The organism is Microvirga aerophila, assembly GCF_003332305.1.
GTDB classification, from domain to species: Bacteria; Pseudomonadota; Alphaproteobacteria; order Rhizobiales; family Beijerinckiaceae; genus Microvirga; species Microvirga aerophila.
Map to the genome: position 1 here is coordinate 1 of NZ_QOIO01000074.1, position 18,586 is coordinate 18,586.

The window sequence follows — 18,586 nt, forward strand, 5'->3', positions numbered from 1 at the left end:
CAGAGCATCCTCATGCTGCACCGGGTCCGGCTGATGCAGGTGCGGCAGAAGACTATGCTCACCAACGCCATCCGAGCTCACCTGGCGGAGTTCGGCCTGGTGGCGAAGATCGGCCGCGAGGGCGTCGACGAGTTGCTGCTGTTGGTCCATGATGGAGATGAGCGCATCCCGGAGTTGGCCCGGGCCTGCATTCTTGCCCTGGCCGAGCAACTGGTGCTGGTCAAGCGCCAGATCCTGGAAATGGACCGGCGCATCACTGCCTGCCACCGCGCCAACGAAGTCAGCCGCCGCCTAGCGGAGATCCCTGGGGTGGGTCCGCTGCTCGCGTCCGCCCTGGTGGCCCATGTTCCCAACCCGCGGGCTTTTTCCTCGGGCCGTAATCTCGCGGCCTGGATTGGGCTGGTGCCCAAGCAGAATTCCAGTGGCGGCAAGGAACGGCTTGGCGGCGTGACCAAGCAGGGCAACCGCTACCTGCGCTCGATGCTGACGGTGGGCGCACTGGCGGTGATCCGCTATGCCCAGCGGCATGGCACCCGCCGTCCCTGGATCCTGCAACTGCTGGCGCGGCGAGCCACCAAAGTAGCGGCAGTGGCGTTGGCCAACAAGATGGCTCGGATGGTGTGGGCAATCATGGCCAAGGGCGAGCGCTATCGGGAGCCTGTTGTGCAGGCGGCATAATACCTCGTCGGATCCTCCGACGAGACCAAGGTTGGGAAGGGCGCAAGGACGCTAATGCAGGATCCGGTCGAGCCGGGAAGCGGGACACCCCATTCGTGCCAGAGCATCTTGGAATGCGAGCTTTTGGTCGGGACCCCTTCGCGGAGGGCATTATGGCCAGCGGTCATGAGCACCGCTCCAACAGGTCGAACACATGGCCGCACCGACCAGCCCGGCAGAAGCGTTCAACAAAACCCTTGCCAACAGGGAGCCGTCCACACATGGCACGAGGCGGAAGTACACCGAATGTCAGCTCTGGACAGGAACAACGGACGTTCTTGTCAGTGAACGAATTTCACTACCTGACCCGTTTCAGACCTTCCCAATTCAGCACGCCACCGCGAAATTGTCTGAACGGACAAAGGGCAGTTTTGCGTTAGCACCTGCCGACAAGGTGGCATCTCGTCTTTCGTGAGGGAAACGTGGCTGCTCGCCATCATCGAAACGGAGCGTTACGCGGCGAGTGGGGCGTCTTGCCGAGCCCGCATTGAACGTCAGAGCAAGCCTTACGCTGGCGGCACCCCACGAACGAGCAAGCAACCGAAACAGTTCACTTCGGCAGCCCGGCCCGGCCGAGCGCCTCGATGTAGGTCTGTAACATCGGTTCGCCGACATCCGGCATCCGCTCAGGGAGGCAGGCGGCAGTGGCGTCCGGTTCGATCTTCAGGATCTCGCTCACGATCAGTCGGGCTCTGTCCATCTCGCCCATTTTCACCAGTGCGACCGCGAGGCTGCGGAGCGCGAGAGCAAAGCGGCGGTTTTGATCCACCGCCTGTTCAGCCCACCCAACCGCCTCTGCGTATTTGCCTTCGACGATATACGTGAACGCCATCCCGGCCAGCGCGACCCATGGCGTGGGAGGGGTGGGGTTTAGATGCCTGGCCTTCGCGATCAACTCCCGGCCGGCCGCGGGATTTCCATTCGCGGCCTCGACCCAGCCCGCCAACGTCATCGCGATTTCGGAGTTCTGATTGATGCTCAGGGAGCGCCGAAAAAGCTCCTGTGCGCGTGGCCCGTCTTTGGCCAAGACCCAGATCGCAAATGCTGCCATCCACAGCACGTGGGGGTCGTTGGGAGCAATTGCGATGGCGTCCCGCGCCACCTGCACGCTCCTGGATTTTGGCTCCTCCACTTGCCCGGCCCACCCCTGGAAAAGGGACAAACCACGGTAGCATGCTGATGCCGCCATGGCCTGGGCGTAGGTGGGGTCATACTCCAGAGCCTTGTCGAAGCAATGCAAAGCCTCAAACGTGGCTTCAGCGGTGTATTCGTTGATCAATGACAGCCCACGAAGATAGAGGTCATAGGCATTCAGGCTCTGCGGCGGCCGGCGGCGGACACGGTCGGCCTCCGTAAACAGCAGCTTCGGTTCGATTACCGCAACCACGCTTTCTGTGATCCGGTCCTGGAGTTCGAAGACATCACGGAAGTCCCCATCGAAGCGATCGGCCCACAGATGGCCGCCGGATCTTGCGTCGATAAGCTGGGCCGTAATTCGCAATCGCTTGGCGCTGCGGCGGACGCTGCCTTCCAGCACATAGCTCACGCCGAGTTCATCCCGGATCTTGCGAACGTCCACCGATCGCCCCCTGAAAGTGAACGAAGAGTTCCGGGCTACGACCGTCAATCCACTGCATTGCGCCAACCCGGTGATGATCTCCTCGGCTATCCCGTCAGCAAAATAGGTGTCTTCTTGATGCCCGCTCATGTTGTCGAACGGCAGCACAGCGATGGACGGGATTTTAGCAACGGAATCCTCGAATGTGACATGTCGGGGCACTGGCTCGAGCTCTGTCTTTGGTTGTCGTTCGTGCTCCTCTCGGATGTCCCCGACGAAGCGGACACCCTTGCGCGGCAGCGTCCGGATCAAGCTTTGCTTCGTGCCGCTGTCGCCGATCGCCGCTCGTGCGGCATTGATCCGGCTGCTCAGCGTCGATTCGGACACGATGCGCCCCTGCCACACGGCGTCGAGCAGGTCATCCCGGCTGGCCACGCGGTCTCGTGTGCGGATCAGGAACTCCAGGAGATCGAACACCTGAGGTTCGAGCTCGATGCGGTCGCCCGCCCGGTGGAGTTCCCGACAGTCGGGGTCGAGCACGAAGTCATCAAACAGGTAGCGCATGGCGAGGCTCCTGCCGGGAGCGCACTCAAGCAGATTACCACGGCTGCGGCTCGGGCAAAAATCAATCCTCTCTCGCCGAGAAATCAAGGCTGTCTCACAGCATCCCCACTCCTGAAGTGGCAATAACTCCAATCGCTCCACGGCCTCTCAAGCCCGAAACCGGAGGACATGGCCGCAGCCGCGGCATCGGAGCGGGAACCGATAGGAAAAACGATGTCCGATACACGCATACGCTTTCTGACTTTTGTCCTAGGCGGCATCGTTCTTCTGCCATCTGCCATCTTTGATCGGGACCATCGCCCGCCGGCTGGTGCCCGTACGGCGATCAAGTTGATTTCAGAGCGACTCACGGATTCGCGCGGTCAAAGGTCGCCAAAATCAAGCCAATCTCAAGGGAAAATGGACGCTGTCTCAAAGCGCGGCGTGGATGGCTCTGGCAAGTTCCATACGACCGCTGGCGAGGCATTGATGCTTTCGATTGTGCGCACTGCCGGCAACCCGCACCTGTACGGAGACCAGAATGCTAACCGAACCTAGCCTGTTGATGCCAACCGCCGACCTGCCGATGGACGATTGCAGCGAGGCCACACCGAACGAAGGGCTCAAGGTCCGGCCGGACCCGGCAGCGCTAGAGGAGTCGGTGCGCTTCTCTCCTGCTTACAACCTGTTTCGCAACAGGCTTGAACCCGATCTGTTCTGCGCCGTTCCGGAGGATCGTCCGGTTCCGACCTTCATCAAAGCGCCGAACTGGACGTATGTCGCCAAGACCGACGCTGTTGCTCAGGGCGCGTTCGATCTGGAAACGGCGAGGACAGCCGTGTGGTTCAACGAGTTCTATCTGTTTGTAGCTCTCAATCGACGAGGGCGCAGACCTCGCAAAGTTCCTAGTCCAGCATCTGCGCAGAGATCAGAATGCTGCTGAAACCGAGCCTGTTGATGTTGATCCGCGCCAATGGCCAGGTTCAGCGAGGCCACACCAAACGAAGGACTCGAGCTCCGGCTGGTCCACATGATCACCCGCATTGTTGATCGGTTTCGGACCGCGACGCGGGTCCGCTCGGCGGCAGCCGCCCACAGCCTGTTGAGGCGAAGGAACACAAGCCATGAACATTCAAATCCAACCGCATCTCACTGTCGCCAAACGACACCTCCCGTTCGAAAGCGTCGCGCTGGTGTTGCAGGGCGGCGGGGCGCTCGGGGCCTACCAGGCCGGAGTTTACGAGGCTCTCGCGGAGGCCGGCATTCAACCTGATTGGGTCGCCGGCGTCTCAATCGGCGCTATCAACTCTGCCATCATCGCTGGGAACGAACCGACCGAGCGGGTCGCCAAGCTGCGCACATTTTGGCAAGAGGTCACGGCCAACCCGCTGCTCGACTGGTCCACGGCCCTCCATAGCATCACCCCCAAAGGCGACCTCGCGCGCACGCTCTTCAACCAGGTGAGCGCGACCTGCGCCCTTGTCAGTGGGGCCGCGAGCTTTTTCACGCCCCGGCAACCGGTCCCGTGGCTGCACCCGAACGGTGCCCACGAGGCGACGAGCTTCTACGAGACCAAGCACCTGAAAAGCACGTTGGAGCGGGTGGTCGATTTCGACCGGATCAATGCGGGCGAGATGCGCTTCAGCGTCGGCACCGTGAACGTGCGCACCGGCAATTTCGTTTATTTCGATAACACCACGCACACGATCCGTCCCGAGCACGTGATGGCCAGCGGATCGCTGCCGCCCGGCTTCCCGGCGGTGGAGATCGAAGGTGAATACTACTGGGACGGCGGCCTTATCTCGAACACGCCGCTGGAATGGGTGGTCGAGCAAGGCCCGCGCCAGGACACGCTCGCGTTTCAGGTGGATCTGTGGAGCGCCCACGGCGAACTGCCCCGCAATCTGGCTGAGGTCGCGACGCGGCACAAAGAAATCCAGTATTCCAGCCGGACGCGCGCCAGCACTGATCAGTTCAAGCGCGTGCAGCGCCTGCGCTATGCGCTCGCCAGCCTCCTGTCGAACCTGCCGGACGACCTGCGAACCACCGAGGAGGCGAAGCTTCTCAGCCCGGAGGCGGACCGCAAAGCGTACAACATCATCCAGATGATTTACCGGTCGAAGCAGTACGAAGGCCACTCAAAGGATCACGAGTTTTCCCGGTTGTCCATGGAGGAGCATTGGCGTGCCGGTTATCACGATGCGGTGCGCACGTTGCGCCATCCTGAGGTGTTGCAGCGCCCCGATGGTCAGGAAGGGGTCCGCACATTCGATCTCGTCAAGGACGGGCGGGAGTAGCGCGTAATGAATGAGACGATCGCGCCCCGAGAATACCTGCTCAATTAAACACAGGAGATTTCAGCTATGCACGAAGACACCGTCCGGACCCGAGCATTCGCGATGCCCCTGAGTAGTCCGGCCTACCCGATCGGGCCCTATCGCTTCCGCAATAGGGAGTACCTGATCGTCACCTACCGGACCGACCCGAAGAAGCTTCGGGAACTCGTCCCGGAACCGCTCCAGGTCGACGAGCCGCTGGTGAAGTTCGAGTTCATCCGCATGCCGGACTCGACCGGCTTCGGCGACTACACCGAGAGCGGACAGGTCATTCCCGTCACGTTCCGCGGCCGCAAGGGCAGCTACAGCCACTGCATGTTTCTCAATGACCACCCGCCCATTGCCGCGGGGCGTGAGCTTTGGGGTTTTCCCAAGAAGCTTGCGAACCCCACCCTGCGCACTGAGGTCGATACCCTGGTCGGCACGCTTGATTATGGACCGGTTCGCATCGCGACCGCCACGATGGGCTACAAGCACCGGGCGGCCGATTCCGGAGGCGTCATGGCCTCGCTTCGCGAGCCCAACTTCCTGCTCAAGACCATCCCACACGTCGACGGTACGCCGCGCATTTGCGAGCTCGTCGAGTATTCCCTGGAGGACATCGATCTGAAGGGGGCCTGGGTCGGTCCGGCATCCCTCAGCCTGTGGCCGCATGCGCTGGCTCCCCTGACCGATCTGCCGGTCCTGGAGGTGGTCTCGGCAGCCCACATCGTGGCCGACCTGACACTCGGACTCGGTAAGGTCGTGCATGACTATCTGGCGCCATCGGAGCCGTCTCGCCGGCGAGGGAGACGCTATGAACTTGCCGAATGAGGTCTCACCCCGTGTGCGCGCTACGAACTGCGCCCCTTATTGCTCAGTCCAAGACAAAGGAGACAGATTATGATCGGGAATTTCACATCTCTCCACGCCTACATTGCCACAGTCGCGTTTGCGAACGCTTCGTCAGCACCATCGGAAGCGCCGTCGGCGCATCTGCCCGCGGATGACGCTGCACCCTTGCCTGCGCCAAGCGCCATCGTGGACAAGGGCAAGCCAATCGCCAGTCCAGCCAGTCCAGCCAGTCGGCAAACGGATGAGAAGGAACTGACGGACGACAGAGCCGCCAGCTTATTCCGGAGAGCAGCATGAGCATGGTTAAACCACAACGCATCCTCATTGCCGACGATAACCCGATTGTGCGGGAGACGGTCGCGCAATGGCTGCGCGCCCAAGGCCATGAAGCCATTACGGCAGATACGGGCGAGAGCGCCTTTCTCGCATTACGTGATTGGAGCCATCCGATCGGCTGGCTGTACACGCGTGCGGTGCTGCCCGGCCTGGTCGACGGCTGGATTCTCGCCGACGAGTACCATGGCATGCACAGGGACCGATCCGTAATCCTGGCCGGTGCCGAGCAGCGGGTATCGTCCCGCGGCGATCTTGTCCTGAAGCACCCGACGCCGGTCGGGATCTTCAACGCCATTCGTCAAGTCCTCGTGGCCGGGGAGGCCGCGACCTTCGCAGCGGACGCGGCCGAGGTGTGCCGGGCCGCCTGAGGCCGCATCTCCCTGAAGCTTGGTGATGCAGTGAGACAGGTTCGGCTCTTGGACAGGCGCACTTTGGAAGGTCACGGCTCACAGGACCTCTCCGGAAGCCGTTCCGCTTTCGCGGGCTCAAGGCTGAGATTGCGTCTGCGTGATGGCTCACGAAGGTGGCCAACGTGTTCAAAGAGGCATGCTATGACAGGCAATGCAGTGTCTTTTGCTCTAGGAGTTGTTGCCCCGCTCGCATTGGTCGGGTGGGTGTTGCTCTTCCACTGACGATGCCCTGAAAGGGTTGGTACGAGGCCGAAGATGAACGTTTATCGCTTCATCAGGAGCCACGATACATACGGAGCGAACGCATACGAACATTGGTCAAACGCCGGTTCGTACAAGGTGCGACACTCGACGAGTTGAGGATCGTAGAGAGAATCCTTCTCAAGACGAGCGCTTCAGATTGAACAATTGGACACAGCCACAAGGAGGCTTCGATGATGCTTCACTCCAAATCCGCCATTGTGACCGGCTCGACCAGCGGGATAGGACTCGCCATTGCGCGCGCCCTGGCCCAGGAGGGCGCCAACGTGCTGATCAACGGCTTCGGCGAGCCGCAAGAGATCGAGAAGGAACGGGCCAGCCTTGAGGCCGAGTTCGGGATCAAGGCAATCTACTCGCCCGCCGATATGACAAAACCGGATCAGATTGCCGGCATGGTGCACCAGGCGCAGGAGATGTTCGGGGCTGTCGATATTCTCGTCAACAATGCAGGCATCCAGTTCGTGTCACCAATCGAGGAGTTCCCGGTCGAGAAGTGGGACCAGATCATCGCCATCAATCTGTCCTCGGCCTTCCACGCCATACGCGCGACCGTGCCCGGCATGAAGGCGCGCAAGTGGGGACGCATCATCAATACGGCCTCAGCCCACTCGCTCGTCGCCTCGCCCTTCAAGGCGGCTTACGTGGCCGCCAAGCACGGCACCGCAGGCCTCACCAAGACCGTTGCTCTCGAACTCGCGACGCATGGTGTCACGGTCAACTGCATCAGTCCCGGCTACGTGTGGACGCCTCTGGTCGAGAAGCAGATTCCCGACACCATGAACGCACGCAACATGACCAGGGAGCAGGTGATCAACGATGTCCTGCTTGAGGCACAGCCGACGAAGCAGTTCGTGACCGTCGATCAGGTCGCGGCGCTCGCCGTGTTTCTGTGCTCCGACGCGGCGAGCCAGATCACCGGAACCAATCTGTCTATGGATGGCGGCTGGACAGCGGAGTGACAGGTCGATCCGGGTCTGATGGGGTCGTCCAATCACGGGCCATTTTGCAAGCTTTTCTCAACGGTTCACCCGTTCGGGCCCATGATCTGGGTCGAGGGAGCCGCGCGGATAATTCCGATCGCGGCCGGTCCTTTGGCGCGCCGTGGGACAGGGTCTCATCTCAAGCTGCCCCGCGACGCTCCCGTTGAAGCCCGGTACATGCCGATACCCGGACTGGGTGGAGCGTGGTATCATGAGCCCGACCCGACATGAGGGTGAACGGAGGCGAGCATGCTGGACCTGAAAGTCCCTGGCGACCTCTGGGCGACATCGACCCTGCCCGCAGGCGTGCCGCGGCACGTTCCAGCGACAGGACGGTGTGATCAGGCTTTCCCTCGGTTTGGCCAGTCGTGCCGTCAGGCACGACTCCCATCGCAGGGCTGGGACGCGCCAAGAGCCCGCAGCACAGCATCGAGAGCCTGGCCGGGCACGCCCGACGCCGCCCGTCGCTCAAGAATGCCGCGCATGACCTGAAGGCAGATACCGATGACGATGTCGGCAGCCAGCTCCACGTCCTGCACGCTCAGGCGGCCCTGATCAATGGCCTCGGTGAGATCGGCCTTGAGATGGGCGCGAATGCCGCGGGTGAACTCAGTAGGGGCCCGCGAGCTCTGGACCACGAGCCGGGCCCAGATAGGGTCCGAGATCGCCTTCTCCAGGAACCGCGTGAAGGCGAAGGACAGGCGCGCGATGGGATCGGACAGCTCAAGCCTGGCGGGTGTCAGCAGTTCGTCGAAGCTGTCCCCGAGCTTCGCGCCCACCGCGGCGGCCAGCTCCTCGATGCTCTGGAAGTGATAGTAGAACGTCCCCTTCGCGACGCCCGCCGCCTCCACAATTCCATCCACCGTCAGCGCCTCGGGTGGACGCTCCGCGAGAAGCATCGTGCCGGCGTCCAGGATCTGTGCCCGGGTCTTGGCACGCTTCTCCCGCCCGATCTCTGCTCTGCGAGCCATATCGACTTTCGCCATTTGCAATCCTCTGCACGATTCTTTGATTCGTATATTGACTATATAGTCGAAATGACTTAAAAGTGCAAATCGAGAGCAGGCAAGCCTTATCCGCCCGCTCCCCAGCCTCATCGACCGCCTGCAATTCGGCCGTTCGGATGGGAGGCTCTGATGCAACCGGCAATAGACCAGTTCCTGTGTGCTTGCGCCCTCACCGGAGGCGGGGCCCGCGATTTCGCAACCTTGCAGTATAAACAACCGAGGCGATCCATGATCTCCTGCTCTCTTACAGACACCCATCGCCTTGCCCCAGCAGGCCTAGCGCTCATGATCGCCCTGGGTCTCACCGCCTGCCAGCAACAGGCGAGCCAACCGCAGAGCCTTCCGACCATGGTGCAGGTTGAGACGGTCACCCTGACCGACTATGCGCCGCCGGTGCGACTGACGGGCGAGATCCGCGCGCGGGTCGAAAGCGATTTGTCCTTCCGGGTGGCGGGCCGGATCAGCGAGCGCCTGGTCAATGTCGGCGACCACGTCACGGCCGACCAGGTGCTGGCCAGACTCGACCCGCAGCAGCAACAGGCAACGCTGACCGCTGCCGAGGCCGCCGTCCAGGCTGCCGAGGCCGTGCTCCGTCAGAATACATCCACCTACGGGCGCCAGAAGGCGCTGCTCGCCCAGGGCTTTACGACCAAGCGGGAGCACGATCAGGCTCAGGAAGCCTTCCGGACAGCCCAGGCCGCGCTCGACACTGCAAGGGCCCAACTCGGCACCGCCCGCGACCAGCTTTCCGACGTGGTGCTGCGGGCGGGCGTTCCCGGCGTTATCACGGCCCGCAAGGCGGAGGCGGGCCAGGTCATGCAGGTGGCGCAGACCGTCTTCTCGATCGCCCAGGACGGATCGCGCGACGCGGTGTTCAATGTCTACGAGACGATCTTCACCCGGCAGCCCGCCGATCCTGCCATCGAGCTGACGCTGGTGTCCGATCCGGCCGTGAAGGCTGAGGGCACCGTGCGTGAGATCTCTCCGACGGTCGACCCGTCCAGCGGCACCGTCAGGGTCAAGGTTGGCATTGAGCATCCGCCGGCGGCGATGACGCTCGGCGCCGCCGTTGTCGGCGAGGGCCGGTTCCAGGCCCGCAAGCTCGTGATGGTCCCGTGGAGCGCTCTTTCCAGCAAAAACGGGCACCCGGCCGTGTGGACCGTCGATCCCGGGACCAGGGCGGTGTCGCTGAAGCCGATCATGATCGAAGGCTACGAGACCGGAAAGATCGTCGTGCGAGAGGGGCTCCGGCCCGGCGAGACCGTCGTGACCGGCGGGGCGCAATTCTTGCGGCCCCAGCAGGCCGTTGCATTCACCGAAGGAGCCGCCCTATGAAACCGATCCCGACATCCCTGGCCCTCCTGAGCGCCCTCGGCCTGCTCGCCGCCTGCCAGGACCAGCAGCACGCCGAGGCGCCGGCACCGCGACCCGTCCTCTCCGTCGTCGTTGCCCCGCAGACCGTGCGGAATGTGGGCTTCGCCGGAACCGTCGAGCCCCGCTACAAATCCGACCTCGGCTTCCGGGTGCTCGGGCGCATCGTCAGCCGTGACGTCAACGTCGGCGACGCCGTCAGGAAGGGGCAGCGCCTGGCCACGCTCGACCCTGTCACCTCCCAGCTTGCGGTGCGCTCGGCGCAGGCCGACCTGGCGAGCGCCACCGCCCGCCTGGAGAATGCCGCCGCGACCGAAACCCGCCAGCGCACGCTGCTCGGGCAGAACATTGCCAACCCGGCCCAGTACGACGCTGCGAGGGAGTCCCGCGAGACCGCGGAGGCCGGCGTTACGAGCGCCAAGGCAAACCTCGACAAGGCCGAGGAGCAACTCGGCTACACCGAGTTGCGCGCCGACTTCGAAGGCGTGGTCACCGCCACTGCGGCGGAACTCGGGCAGGTGGTCCAGCCGGGACAGACCATCGTCACGGTGGCTCGCCCGAATATCCGCGAGGCGGTGGTCGATCTGCCCGACAGCATCGGACGTGAACTCAAGCCGGGAGACCGCTTGGACGTTGCCCTGCAAGTGGATCCCTCGGTGCAGGCCACCGGATCAGTGCGCGAGATCGCCCCGCAGGCGGATCCCACTACCCGCACGTTGCGGGTGCGGATCACTCTCGCCAGCCCACCGGAGAGTGTCCGCCTCGGGACGACGGTCACCGCCACCGTCACGACGCAGGCTGCCCCGGGCATCGAGATACCAGTCTCGGCCCTGCTGGAGCGCGACGGCCAGACACTGGTGTGGGTCGTCGACCCGGCCACCCGGACGGTGTCGACCCGGGACGTGACGATTGCCGCCCGGGACGGGTCCGCCGTTCGGGTCCTGGACGGGCTTACATCCGGAACACGCGTGATCACCGCCGGCGTGCACAGCCTGACACCGGGCCAGACAGTCAAAGTCACCAATGGGAGCTTCTGATGACAAGCCGCTTCAACCTGTCTGACTGGGCGCTCGAGCACCGCTCCCTCGTCTGGTACTTCATGATCATCTCCGCCGTTGCTGGCATCTTCGCCTACACCAACCTGGGGCGTGAGGAAGATCCTTCCTTCACTATCAAGACCATGGTGATCGCGGCCCAGTGGCCCGGCGCCACCGTCGAGGACACTGCGCTCAAGGTCACCGACCGGATCGAGAAGAAGCTCGAAGAACTCGACTCCCTTGACTACACCCGCAGCCAGACCACGCCGGGCCAGACCGTCATCTATGTCAACCTGAAGGACACGGTCAAAAGCCGCGACGTGCCGGGCGTGTGGGTGAAGGTCCGGAACATGATCAACGACGTCAAACGGGAGCTGCCCCAAGGCGTCCTGGGTCCTGTCTTCAACGACGACTTCGGCGACGTCTATGGCAACGTCTACGCGTTCACCGCGGATGGGCTGACGCAGCGACAGTTGCGCGACTATGTCGAGGGCGTGCGGGCCAAGGTTCTCACGGTGCCCAATGTCGGCAAGGTCAACCTGATCGGCGCCCAGGACGAGGTGATCTTCCTGGAATTCTCGACGCACGAGATGGCGGCCCTCGGCATCAGCCAGCAGGATGTGATCCAGACGCTCCAGGCCCAGAATGCCATCACGCCCTCCGGCGTCATCCAGGCCGGTCCTGAGCGCATCAGCGTCCGGGTGACGGGACAGTTCACCTCGGAGGAGAGCCTGCGCGACCTCAACCTGCGCATCAACGACCGCTTCTTCCGCCTGAGCGACGTCGCCGTCATCAGCCGCGGTTACGTCGACCCGCCGCAGGCCTTGTTCCGGTTCAAGGGCCAGCCTGCCATCGGGCTTGCCATCGGCATGAAGACTGGTGCGAACTTGCTGCACTTCGGTGAGGCGTTGCAGGAGCAGATGGACAAGATCATCGGCGAATTGCCCATCGGCGTCGGCGTGCACCTCGTGGCCGATCAGCCCATCGTGGTCGAGGAGGCGGTCGGCGGCTTCACCAAGGCCTTGTTCGAGGCCGTGGCAATCGTGCTGGTGGTCAGCTTCCTGAGCCTGGGCATGCGGGCCGGGTTCGTGGTCGCGCTGTCGATCCCGCTCGTCCTGGCCATGACCTTCGTGGTCATGCAGTATACCGGCATCTCGTTGCAGCGCATTTCGCTCGGCGCTCTCATCATCGCGCTCGGCCTTCTCGTGGATGATGCAATGATCGCCGTCGAGATGATGGTGGCGCGGCTGGAGGCCGGCGATACGCTGAAGAAGGCCGCCACCGCCGTCTACACCGCCACCGCGTTCCCGATGCTGACCGGCACGCTCGTCACCGTTGCAAGCTTCATCCCGGTTGGCCTCAACAGCAGCAACGCGGGCGAGTTCACCTTTACGCTGTTCGTGGTGATTGCAGCCTCGCTGTTGCTGTCGTGGATCGTCGCGGTGGTGTTCGCGCCCCTGCTCGGCGTGACGCTGCTGCCGAAGACGATGAAGAAGCATCACGACAAGCCGAGCCGCCTCATGACGGCGTTCTCGCGCCTCCTCGTCGGCGCCATGCGCTGGCGCTGGCTGACCATCGGTGTGACGGTGGCGATGTTCGGCATCTCGCTCTACGGCATGAAGTTCGTCGAGCAGCAGTTCTTCCCGTCCTCGGATCGCACCGAACTCCTCGTCGACTTCACCCTGCCGCAGAACGCCGCGATTACCGACACGAAGGCGCAGATGGACCGCTTCGAGACCAAGCTCGCAGGCGATCCCGACGTCGATCACTGGTCGTCCTATGTCGGCCAGAGCGCCGTGCGGTTCATTCTCTCCTTCGACCCGCAGCCGTCGAACCCCAACTACGGCCAGATTGTCATCGTGACCAAGAGCATCGAGGCCCGCGAGCGCCTCCGGGCCAAGATCAAGACCCTGGCCCGGCAGGAGTTTGCCGGCCTGGATGTGTACGTCGACCTGCTGGCGCTGGGTCCTCCGGCCGGACGCCCGGTGCAGTACCGGCTCAGCGGGCCGGACGTCCAGAAAGTGCGGGACTTGGCGCAGCAGCTCGCAGCACTCGTGGGCGAGCACCCCCGGGTCACCAACATCGGCTTCAACTGGAACGAGCCTGCCCGGGTGGTGAAGGTCGACGTGCTCCAGGACAAGGCCCGCCAGCTCGGCGTGACCTCACAGGACATCGCAGGCGCCCTCAACAGCGTCGTCGGCGGGACGAGCATAACCCAGGTCCGTGACGCAATTTATCTGGTCGACGTGGTGGGCCGGGCGCGCGCCGCCGAGCGAGGATCCATCGAGACGCTCCAGAACCTGCAATTGCCGGGCAAGGATGGCCAGTCCGTGCCGTTGGCGGCGGTCGCGACCTTCCACTATGAGCTCGAGCAGCCGGTGATCTGGCGCCGCAGCCGGGTGCCGACGATCACGATCCGGGGCAGCATCGTCGATGCCACCCAGCCGGCGACGATCGCCCAGCAGCTCGAACCCAAGGTGCTGGAGTTCGCCCGAGCGCTCCCGGCCGGGTATCAGGTCGCGGTGGCCGGCCCCGTGGAGGAGAGCGCCAAGTCCCAGGGGCCGATCGCGGCGGTGGTTCCGCTCATGCTGTTCATCATGGCGACGATCCTGATGGTTCAGTTGCAGAGCTTCTCGCGGCTGTTCCTGGTCGTGGCGGTGGCCCCGCTCGGGCTGATCGGCGTGGTGGCGGCGATGCTGCCCAGCGGGGCTCCCATGGGCTTCGTGGCCATCCTGGGCGTGCTGGCGCTGGTCGGCATCCTGATCCGCAACTCGGTGATCCTGGTCGTGCAGATCGAGGACCTGCGGCGGGAGGGCTGGGCCCCATGGGAGGCCGTGGTCGAGGCCACCATGCACCGGACGCGGCCGATCCTGCTGACGGCGGCGGCGGCGAGCCTGGCGCTGATCCCGATCTCACGCGAGGTGTTCTGGGGACCGATGGCCTTCGCCATGATGGGCGGCATCATCGTGGGCACGGTGTTGACCCTGCTGTGCCTGCCGGCGCTGTACGTGGCCTGGTTCCGCATCAAGGCGCCCTCCCGCTCCAAGGAAGAACCGTTGGCGGAGGCGGCGCATGAGGCGGCATAGAGCGCGCTGAACCGATTGCCTGGCGTTCAGGACCGGAGTTCTGCCCCCATCCGGTCCTGGCGAACGGCAAGCACGGCTCCGGTCGCGGCGCGCCGCCGCGGGCGACCGGAGCCACACTCTCCTTGCATGCAAAAAGGAATGAATCCCATGCCCAGCAACAATCCTTGCTCCGGCGACGAGCGCCAGTCTGATCTCAGGAGCACGTTCACGAAGCGCCAGATCCTGGACGGCGCGCGTCAGGTCTTTCTTCTGAACGGTTATGCCGGAGCCAGCATCGACCAGATCATCAGTCAGTCCGGTGTCTCGAAAGGATCGGTCTATCACCACTTCGACAGCAAGGATGCCTTGTTCAGAGCGCTGATCGCCGCGGAAGCGGAGAGGATCGCACGGGCATTGCCGCCCATTGATCAGGACGACCCTGACCCGAACTCTGCCCTGCGCCAGATCGGGATTGCCATTCTCGAAACCCTGAACAATCCCACCACGATTGCCACCCTGCGCCTGATCATCGGAGCGCTCGGCCGGGATCCCGGGCTGGGAGAGGAGTTCCTTCGGAACAGCCTGGGCCAGACCGTGGAGCGGATCGCAGCCGATCTCGACGTCCGAGCGGCTGCGGGCAACCTTCGGATCGGCAACAGCCATGCCGCGGCAGAGGAGCTTGTGAGGCGGTGCTTGGCGCACGTGATGGAGCGTGTTCTGGTGCCCCATCAACCTTGCCTGACGGACGCGGAATGCACGGCCGTGGTCGAGGATATTCTTCGAAACCCCGGCATCCGGTGGCGGCGGGATACCGGCCCGCATGGCGGGAGAGCAGGTCTCATGATCCCCTATGATTGAGAAGCATGATGTCCAGGTGGTTTCCGCTCATCCTCGCCCCGGCGATCTCTTGCGGCACGCTTTACATCGCGTTGTTCCGCTAGCTGAACGTCGAAATCCAGGCTGAAGGCCTGATTATTAGAAGCATGTACCCTGGACCAGAACGATGGACATCAACCCACAGTGGATTACCCTGGTCTTCGCCAGCAATGCGATGATCGCGTCGATTGCCGGCCCGTTTGTCAGCACGTGGATCGCCAAGATCGAGTTCAAGGCGAACGTGCTGTCGGTCAACCGCCAGAGGTGGATCGAAACGATGCGCGACCTCGTGGCGAACCTCAACTCGCAGCTTCTCACCACAGCGGCCATACGCCATACCGTGGAAGAGCCGACCGGCACCGTCATCGCCCGAGATCCCGAACTGTTCAGGCGCGTGGAGAACCTGCTGCGGACAGTGTGCAAGATCGAGCTGATGCTCAACCCGCTGGAGGAGGATCATCAGCAGCTCAAAGCTTTGATGAGCGAGGCGGTGGGCCAGCTTCGGTCGCCCTCGCCGGACGGGCACATCGAAGAACGCATTGACGTCATCAGCCGCGACATTATCCAGGCCTCGCAAGCAATCCTCAAGCGGGAGTGGATGCGGGTCAAACGGGGCGAATAGGTGATCAGCGCGCAGGGGGGCGCCCGAAGCGTGCGGTCGATTCAGGTCAGTCCTGGTCTCGGTGCGTGGCGCAGCATTGAACGCTATGGCATAGCCAAAGGTCCGGAGCTGGCACATCCCGGAAGTAACGCGTTGGTCGGTTTTCCGGACGTATGCCGATGTTCATGAAGAGAGGGGGCTTTGATGTCTGACCCCTTGTAGAACCTCGACCTTCTCCTAAGGTGGGGCACGATCTACCACGGATGGGAACAGCACCATGGCTCACGCAATACGCTTCCATGAGACCGGAGGGCCTGAGGTCCTCGTCTGGGAACAGGTCGATGCCGGCCAGCCAGGGCCGGGCGAGGCCCGTGTCCGCCACACGGCCATCGGCCTCAACTATGTCGACACCTACGTGCGGTCGGGCGCATACCCGGCGTCGCTCCCAAGCGGCCTTGGTACAGAGGCGGCCGGCGTGGTCGAGGCGGTCGGTCCGGGCGTCACTGACGTGAAGGTCGGTGACAGAGTGGCCTATTCGGGTGGTCCCCAGGGCGCCTATTCGGAAGAGCGCGTCATGCCGGCGGATCGTCTGGTCGTGCTGCCGGACGGCATCTCCGACCAGCAGGCCGCCGCGATGATGCTCAAGGGCATGACGGCCCAATACCTGATCCGACAGACCTACAAGGTCGGGTCAGGCGACACAATCCTGTTCCACGCCGCGGCCGGTGGCGTCGGCCTCATCGCGTGCCAATGGGCCAAGGCGGTGGGTGCAACCGTCATCGGCACCGTCGGCAACGACGAGAAGGCGAAGCTCGCAAAGGCTCACGGCTGCGACCATCCCATCCTCTACACGCGCGAGAACTTCGTCGAGCGGGTGAGGGGGATCACTGGCGGCAACATGGTCCCGGTCGTGTACGACTCGGTCGGCAAGGACACCTTCTCCTCCTCTTTGGACTGTCTTGCCCCACGCGGGCTCATGGTGCTCTTCGGGCAGTCATCCGGTGCGGTCGAACCTGTCGATCTCGGTATCCTGGCCCAGAAGGGCTCGCTCTATGTGACGCGCCCGACATTGAGAACCTATGCTGACAAGCGAGCCGATCTTCTGGCCATGGCCCAGGAACTGTTCGATGTCGTGCGCTCGGGTGCGGTCAAGATCGAGGTCAACCAGACCTACCCGTTACGGGATGCCGCCAAGGCCCATCAGGATCTGCAAGCTCGCAAGACCACCGGATCGACGATCCTGACCGTGTAGCAGTTCGGCTCGACGGCTGGATCACGCCTCACCAGGGGAACGAAGCCTGCGGGGAGCCTGGACCGTGCACTGTACATGTGAGCCCTGGCGCACCGGGCAGCCGGGAAGTGCCCGGACTGTTCCCTCTAGGCATCGACGGCTTCGGTGCCTAGCTACCTTCCCTGATCAAGGAGGCTGCAATGGCTCAGACGGCATTGGTGGTGGGCGTGAGCGGTATCGTGGGAAGCGCAACGGCGGCGCTTCTGGCGGCACAGGGCTGGGATGTGCTGGGCCTGGCCAGACGACCGGTCGCCTAGACGGGCGTGACGCCGATTGCCGCCGACCTCCAGGACGAAGTTTCGCTCTCCACGGCTCTTGCCGAGGTCAAACCAGAGGCCGTGTTCATCACGACCTGGTCGCGGCAGGCGACGGAAGCCGACAACATCCGGGTCAACGCCGCGATGGTGCGCAACCTCCTGAATGGGCTGCGTCCCGCGGGCACCGTCCGCCATGTCGCGCTCGTCACAGGCCTCAAGCACTACCTCGGCCCCTTCGAGGCCTATGGCAAGGGCACGCTGCCGCAGACGCCGTTCCGGGAGGACCAAGGGCGGCTGGACATCGAGAACTTCTACTACGCGCAGGAGGACGAGGTGTTCGCGGCAGCCAAGCGCGATGGCTTTACGTGGAGCATCCATCGCCCGCACACGGTCATTGGCCAGGCGGTGGGCAACGCCATGAACATGGGCACGACGCTGGCCGTCTATGCCACGCTGTGCCGCGAGACGGGACGGCCCTTCCGCTTTCCTGGCTCGGCGGCACAATGGAACGGCCTGACCGACATGACCGATGCCCGGCAACTCGCCAAACATCTCCTATGGGCGGCCACAACCCCTGCCGCCTTCGATCAGGCCTTCAATGTCGTCAACGGCGATGTTTTTCGCTGGAGCTGGATGTGGGGCCGCCTTGCCGAGTGGTTCGACCTCGAGCCTGCCCCCTTAGACGGCTCCATCCTGCCGCTGGAAGAGCAAATGAAGGAAGACGCTCCCATCTGGCGCCAAATTGCCGAGCGGGAGGGCCTGGTCGAGCCGGACCTTGGCCGTCTTGCCTCCCCCTGGCACACGGATGCTGATCTCGGACGGCCAGTTGAGGTCGTGACCGACATGTCGAAGAGCCGTCGTCTCGGCTTTACTGGCTACCAGCCAACCGACGATGCCTTCTTCGACCTGTTTGCGGAGCTTCGGGCTGACAGGTTGATCCCCTGATCCTACAGTGCGATCGGGTGGCTTCTGCTATCGAATGCCGAGAATAGGTGTTGCTGCGGGTATGGGGCGGAAGGACCGCTTGTGGCACGTTCCGGACAGGGTGCGAACTTCCGCTTTGGACAGTAACATCGGGTGTTCCTGTTAGTGAACGAATTTCACTA

15 protein-coding genes and 1 pseudogene are annotated in these 18,586 nt (G+C 63.4%); 14 read left to right on the forward strand and 2 right to left on the reverse strand.

Annotated elements, in window-relative coordinates:
* Positions 1-678 (forward strand): IS110 family RNA-guided transposase (locus tag DRB19_RS25905; RefSeq protein ID WP_114188898.1); only part of this gene is annotated, 678 nt, incomplete at its 5' end.
* Between the two features lie 589 nt (positions 679-1,267).
* Here the strand turns inward: DRB19_RS25905 and DRB19_RS25910 are convergent.
* Positions 1,268-2,839, reverse strand: a complete 1,572-nt coding sequence (locus DRB19_RS25910; protein ID WP_114188899.1) for a winged helix-turn-helix domain-containing protein — start codon at positions 2,837-2,839, stop codon at positions 1,268-1,270.
* Between the two features lie 213 nt (positions 2,840-3,052).
* Between DRB19_RS25910 and DRB19_RS30840 the strand changes: the two genes are divergently transcribed.
* The 6 genes from DRB19_RS30840 (at position 3,053) to DRB19_RS25945 (ending at position 7,954) form a co-directional block, all read left to right on the forward strand.
* Positions 3,053-3,376, forward strand: coding sequence for a hypothetical protein (locus DRB19_RS30840; RefSeq protein ID WP_114188900.1), 324 nt, complete (start codon positions 3,053-3,055; stop codon positions 3,374-3,376).
* Complete coding sequence (locus DRB19_RS25920) at positions 3,360-3,761, forward strand: hypothetical protein (RefSeq protein ID WP_147022490.1); 402 nt, start codon at positions 3,360-3,362, stop codon at positions 3,759-3,761. Before DRB19_RS30840 ends, DRB19_RS25920 begins: the two co-directional genes overlap by 17 nt.
* A gap of 181 nt (positions 3,762-3,942) precedes the next feature.
* Entirely contained in the window at positions 3,943-5,115 is a 1,173-nt protein-coding gene (locus tag DRB19_RS25925) for a patatin-like phospholipase family protein (protein ID WP_114188902.1), read from the forward strand.
* Positions 5,116-5,181: 66 nt separating this feature from the next.
* Positions 5,182-5,967 carry an acetoacetate decarboxylase gene (locus DRB19_RS25930; protein WP_114188903.1) on the forward strand — a complete coding sequence of 262 codons (786 nt, stop codon included), beginning with the start codon at positions 5,182-5,184 and terminating at the stop codon, positions 5,965-5,967.
* Positions 5,968-6,281: 314 nt separating this feature from the next.
* Entirely contained in the window at positions 6,282-6,692 is a 411-nt protein-coding gene (locus DRB19_RS25940; protein WP_114188905.1) for a response regulator, read from the forward strand.
* Positions 6,693-7,168: 476 nt separating this feature from the next.
* Positions 7,169-7,954, forward strand: a complete 786-nt coding sequence (locus DRB19_RS25945; protein WP_114188906.1) for a 3-hydroxybutyrate dehydrogenase — start codon at positions 7,169-7,171, stop codon at positions 7,952-7,954.
* Positions 7,955-8,349: 395 nt separating this feature from the next.
* On the opposite strand, the gene DRB19_RS25950 is transcribed toward DRB19_RS25945, so the two are convergent.
* The gene (locus tag DRB19_RS25950) at positions 8,350-8,961 is read right to left on the reverse strand and encodes a TetR/AcrR family transcriptional regulator (RefSeq protein ID WP_114188907.1); all 612 of its coding nucleotides are present in this window, start codon (positions 8,959-8,961) and stop codon (positions 8,350-8,352) included.
* Positions 8,962-9,210: 249 nt separating this feature from the next.
* On the opposite strand from DRB19_RS25950, the gene DRB19_RS25955 reads away from it, so the two are divergent.
* The 7 genes and pseudogenes from DRB19_RS25955 to DRB19_RS25985 all read left to right on the forward strand — a co-directional run bounded on the left by DRB19_RS25955 (position 9,211) and on the right by DRB19_RS25985 (position 18,425).
* Positions 9,211-10,317, forward strand: coding sequence for an efflux RND transporter periplasmic adaptor subunit (locus DRB19_RS25955; protein WP_114188908.1), 1,107 nt, complete (start codon positions 9,211-9,213; stop codon positions 10,315-10,317).
* Positions 10,314-11,390, forward strand: a complete 1,077-nt coding sequence (locus DRB19_RS25960) for an efflux RND transporter periplasmic adaptor subunit (protein WP_114188909.1) — start codon at positions 10,314-10,316, stop codon at positions 11,388-11,390. The genes DRB19_RS25955 and DRB19_RS25960 overlap by 4 nt, the downstream gene beginning before the upstream one ends.
* Positions 11,390-14,476 carry an efflux RND transporter permease subunit gene (locus tag DRB19_RS25965; protein WP_114188910.1) on the forward strand — a complete coding sequence of 1,029 codons (3,087 nt, stop codon included), beginning with the start codon at positions 11,390-11,392 and terminating at the stop codon, positions 14,474-14,476. Before DRB19_RS25960 ends, DRB19_RS25965 begins: the two co-directional genes overlap by 1 nt.
* 147 nt (positions 14,477-14,623) lie before the next feature.
* Positions 14,624-15,313: a TetR/AcrR family transcriptional regulator gene (locus DRB19_RS25970; RefSeq protein WP_162815870.1), complete on the forward strand. Its 690-nt coding sequence runs from the start codon at positions 14,624-14,626 to the stop codon at positions 15,311-15,313.
* Positions 15,314-15,458: 145 nt separating this feature from the next.
* The gene (locus tag DRB19_RS25975; protein ID WP_114188912.1) at positions 15,459-15,953 is read left to right on the forward strand and encodes a hypothetical protein; all 495 of its coding nucleotides are present in this window, start codon (positions 15,459-15,461) and stop codon (positions 15,951-15,953) included.
* Between the two features lie 256 nt (positions 15,954-16,209).
* Complete coding sequence (locus DRB19_RS25980) at positions 16,210-17,184, forward strand: quinone oxidoreductase family protein (RefSeq protein WP_114188913.1); 975 nt, start codon at positions 16,210-16,212, stop codon at positions 17,182-17,184.
* Between the two features lie 179 nt (positions 17,185-17,363).
* Positions 17,364-18,425: pseudogene (locus DRB19_RS25985) on the forward strand (SDR family oxidoreductase).
* Positions 18,426-18,586 lie beyond the last annotated feature (161 nt).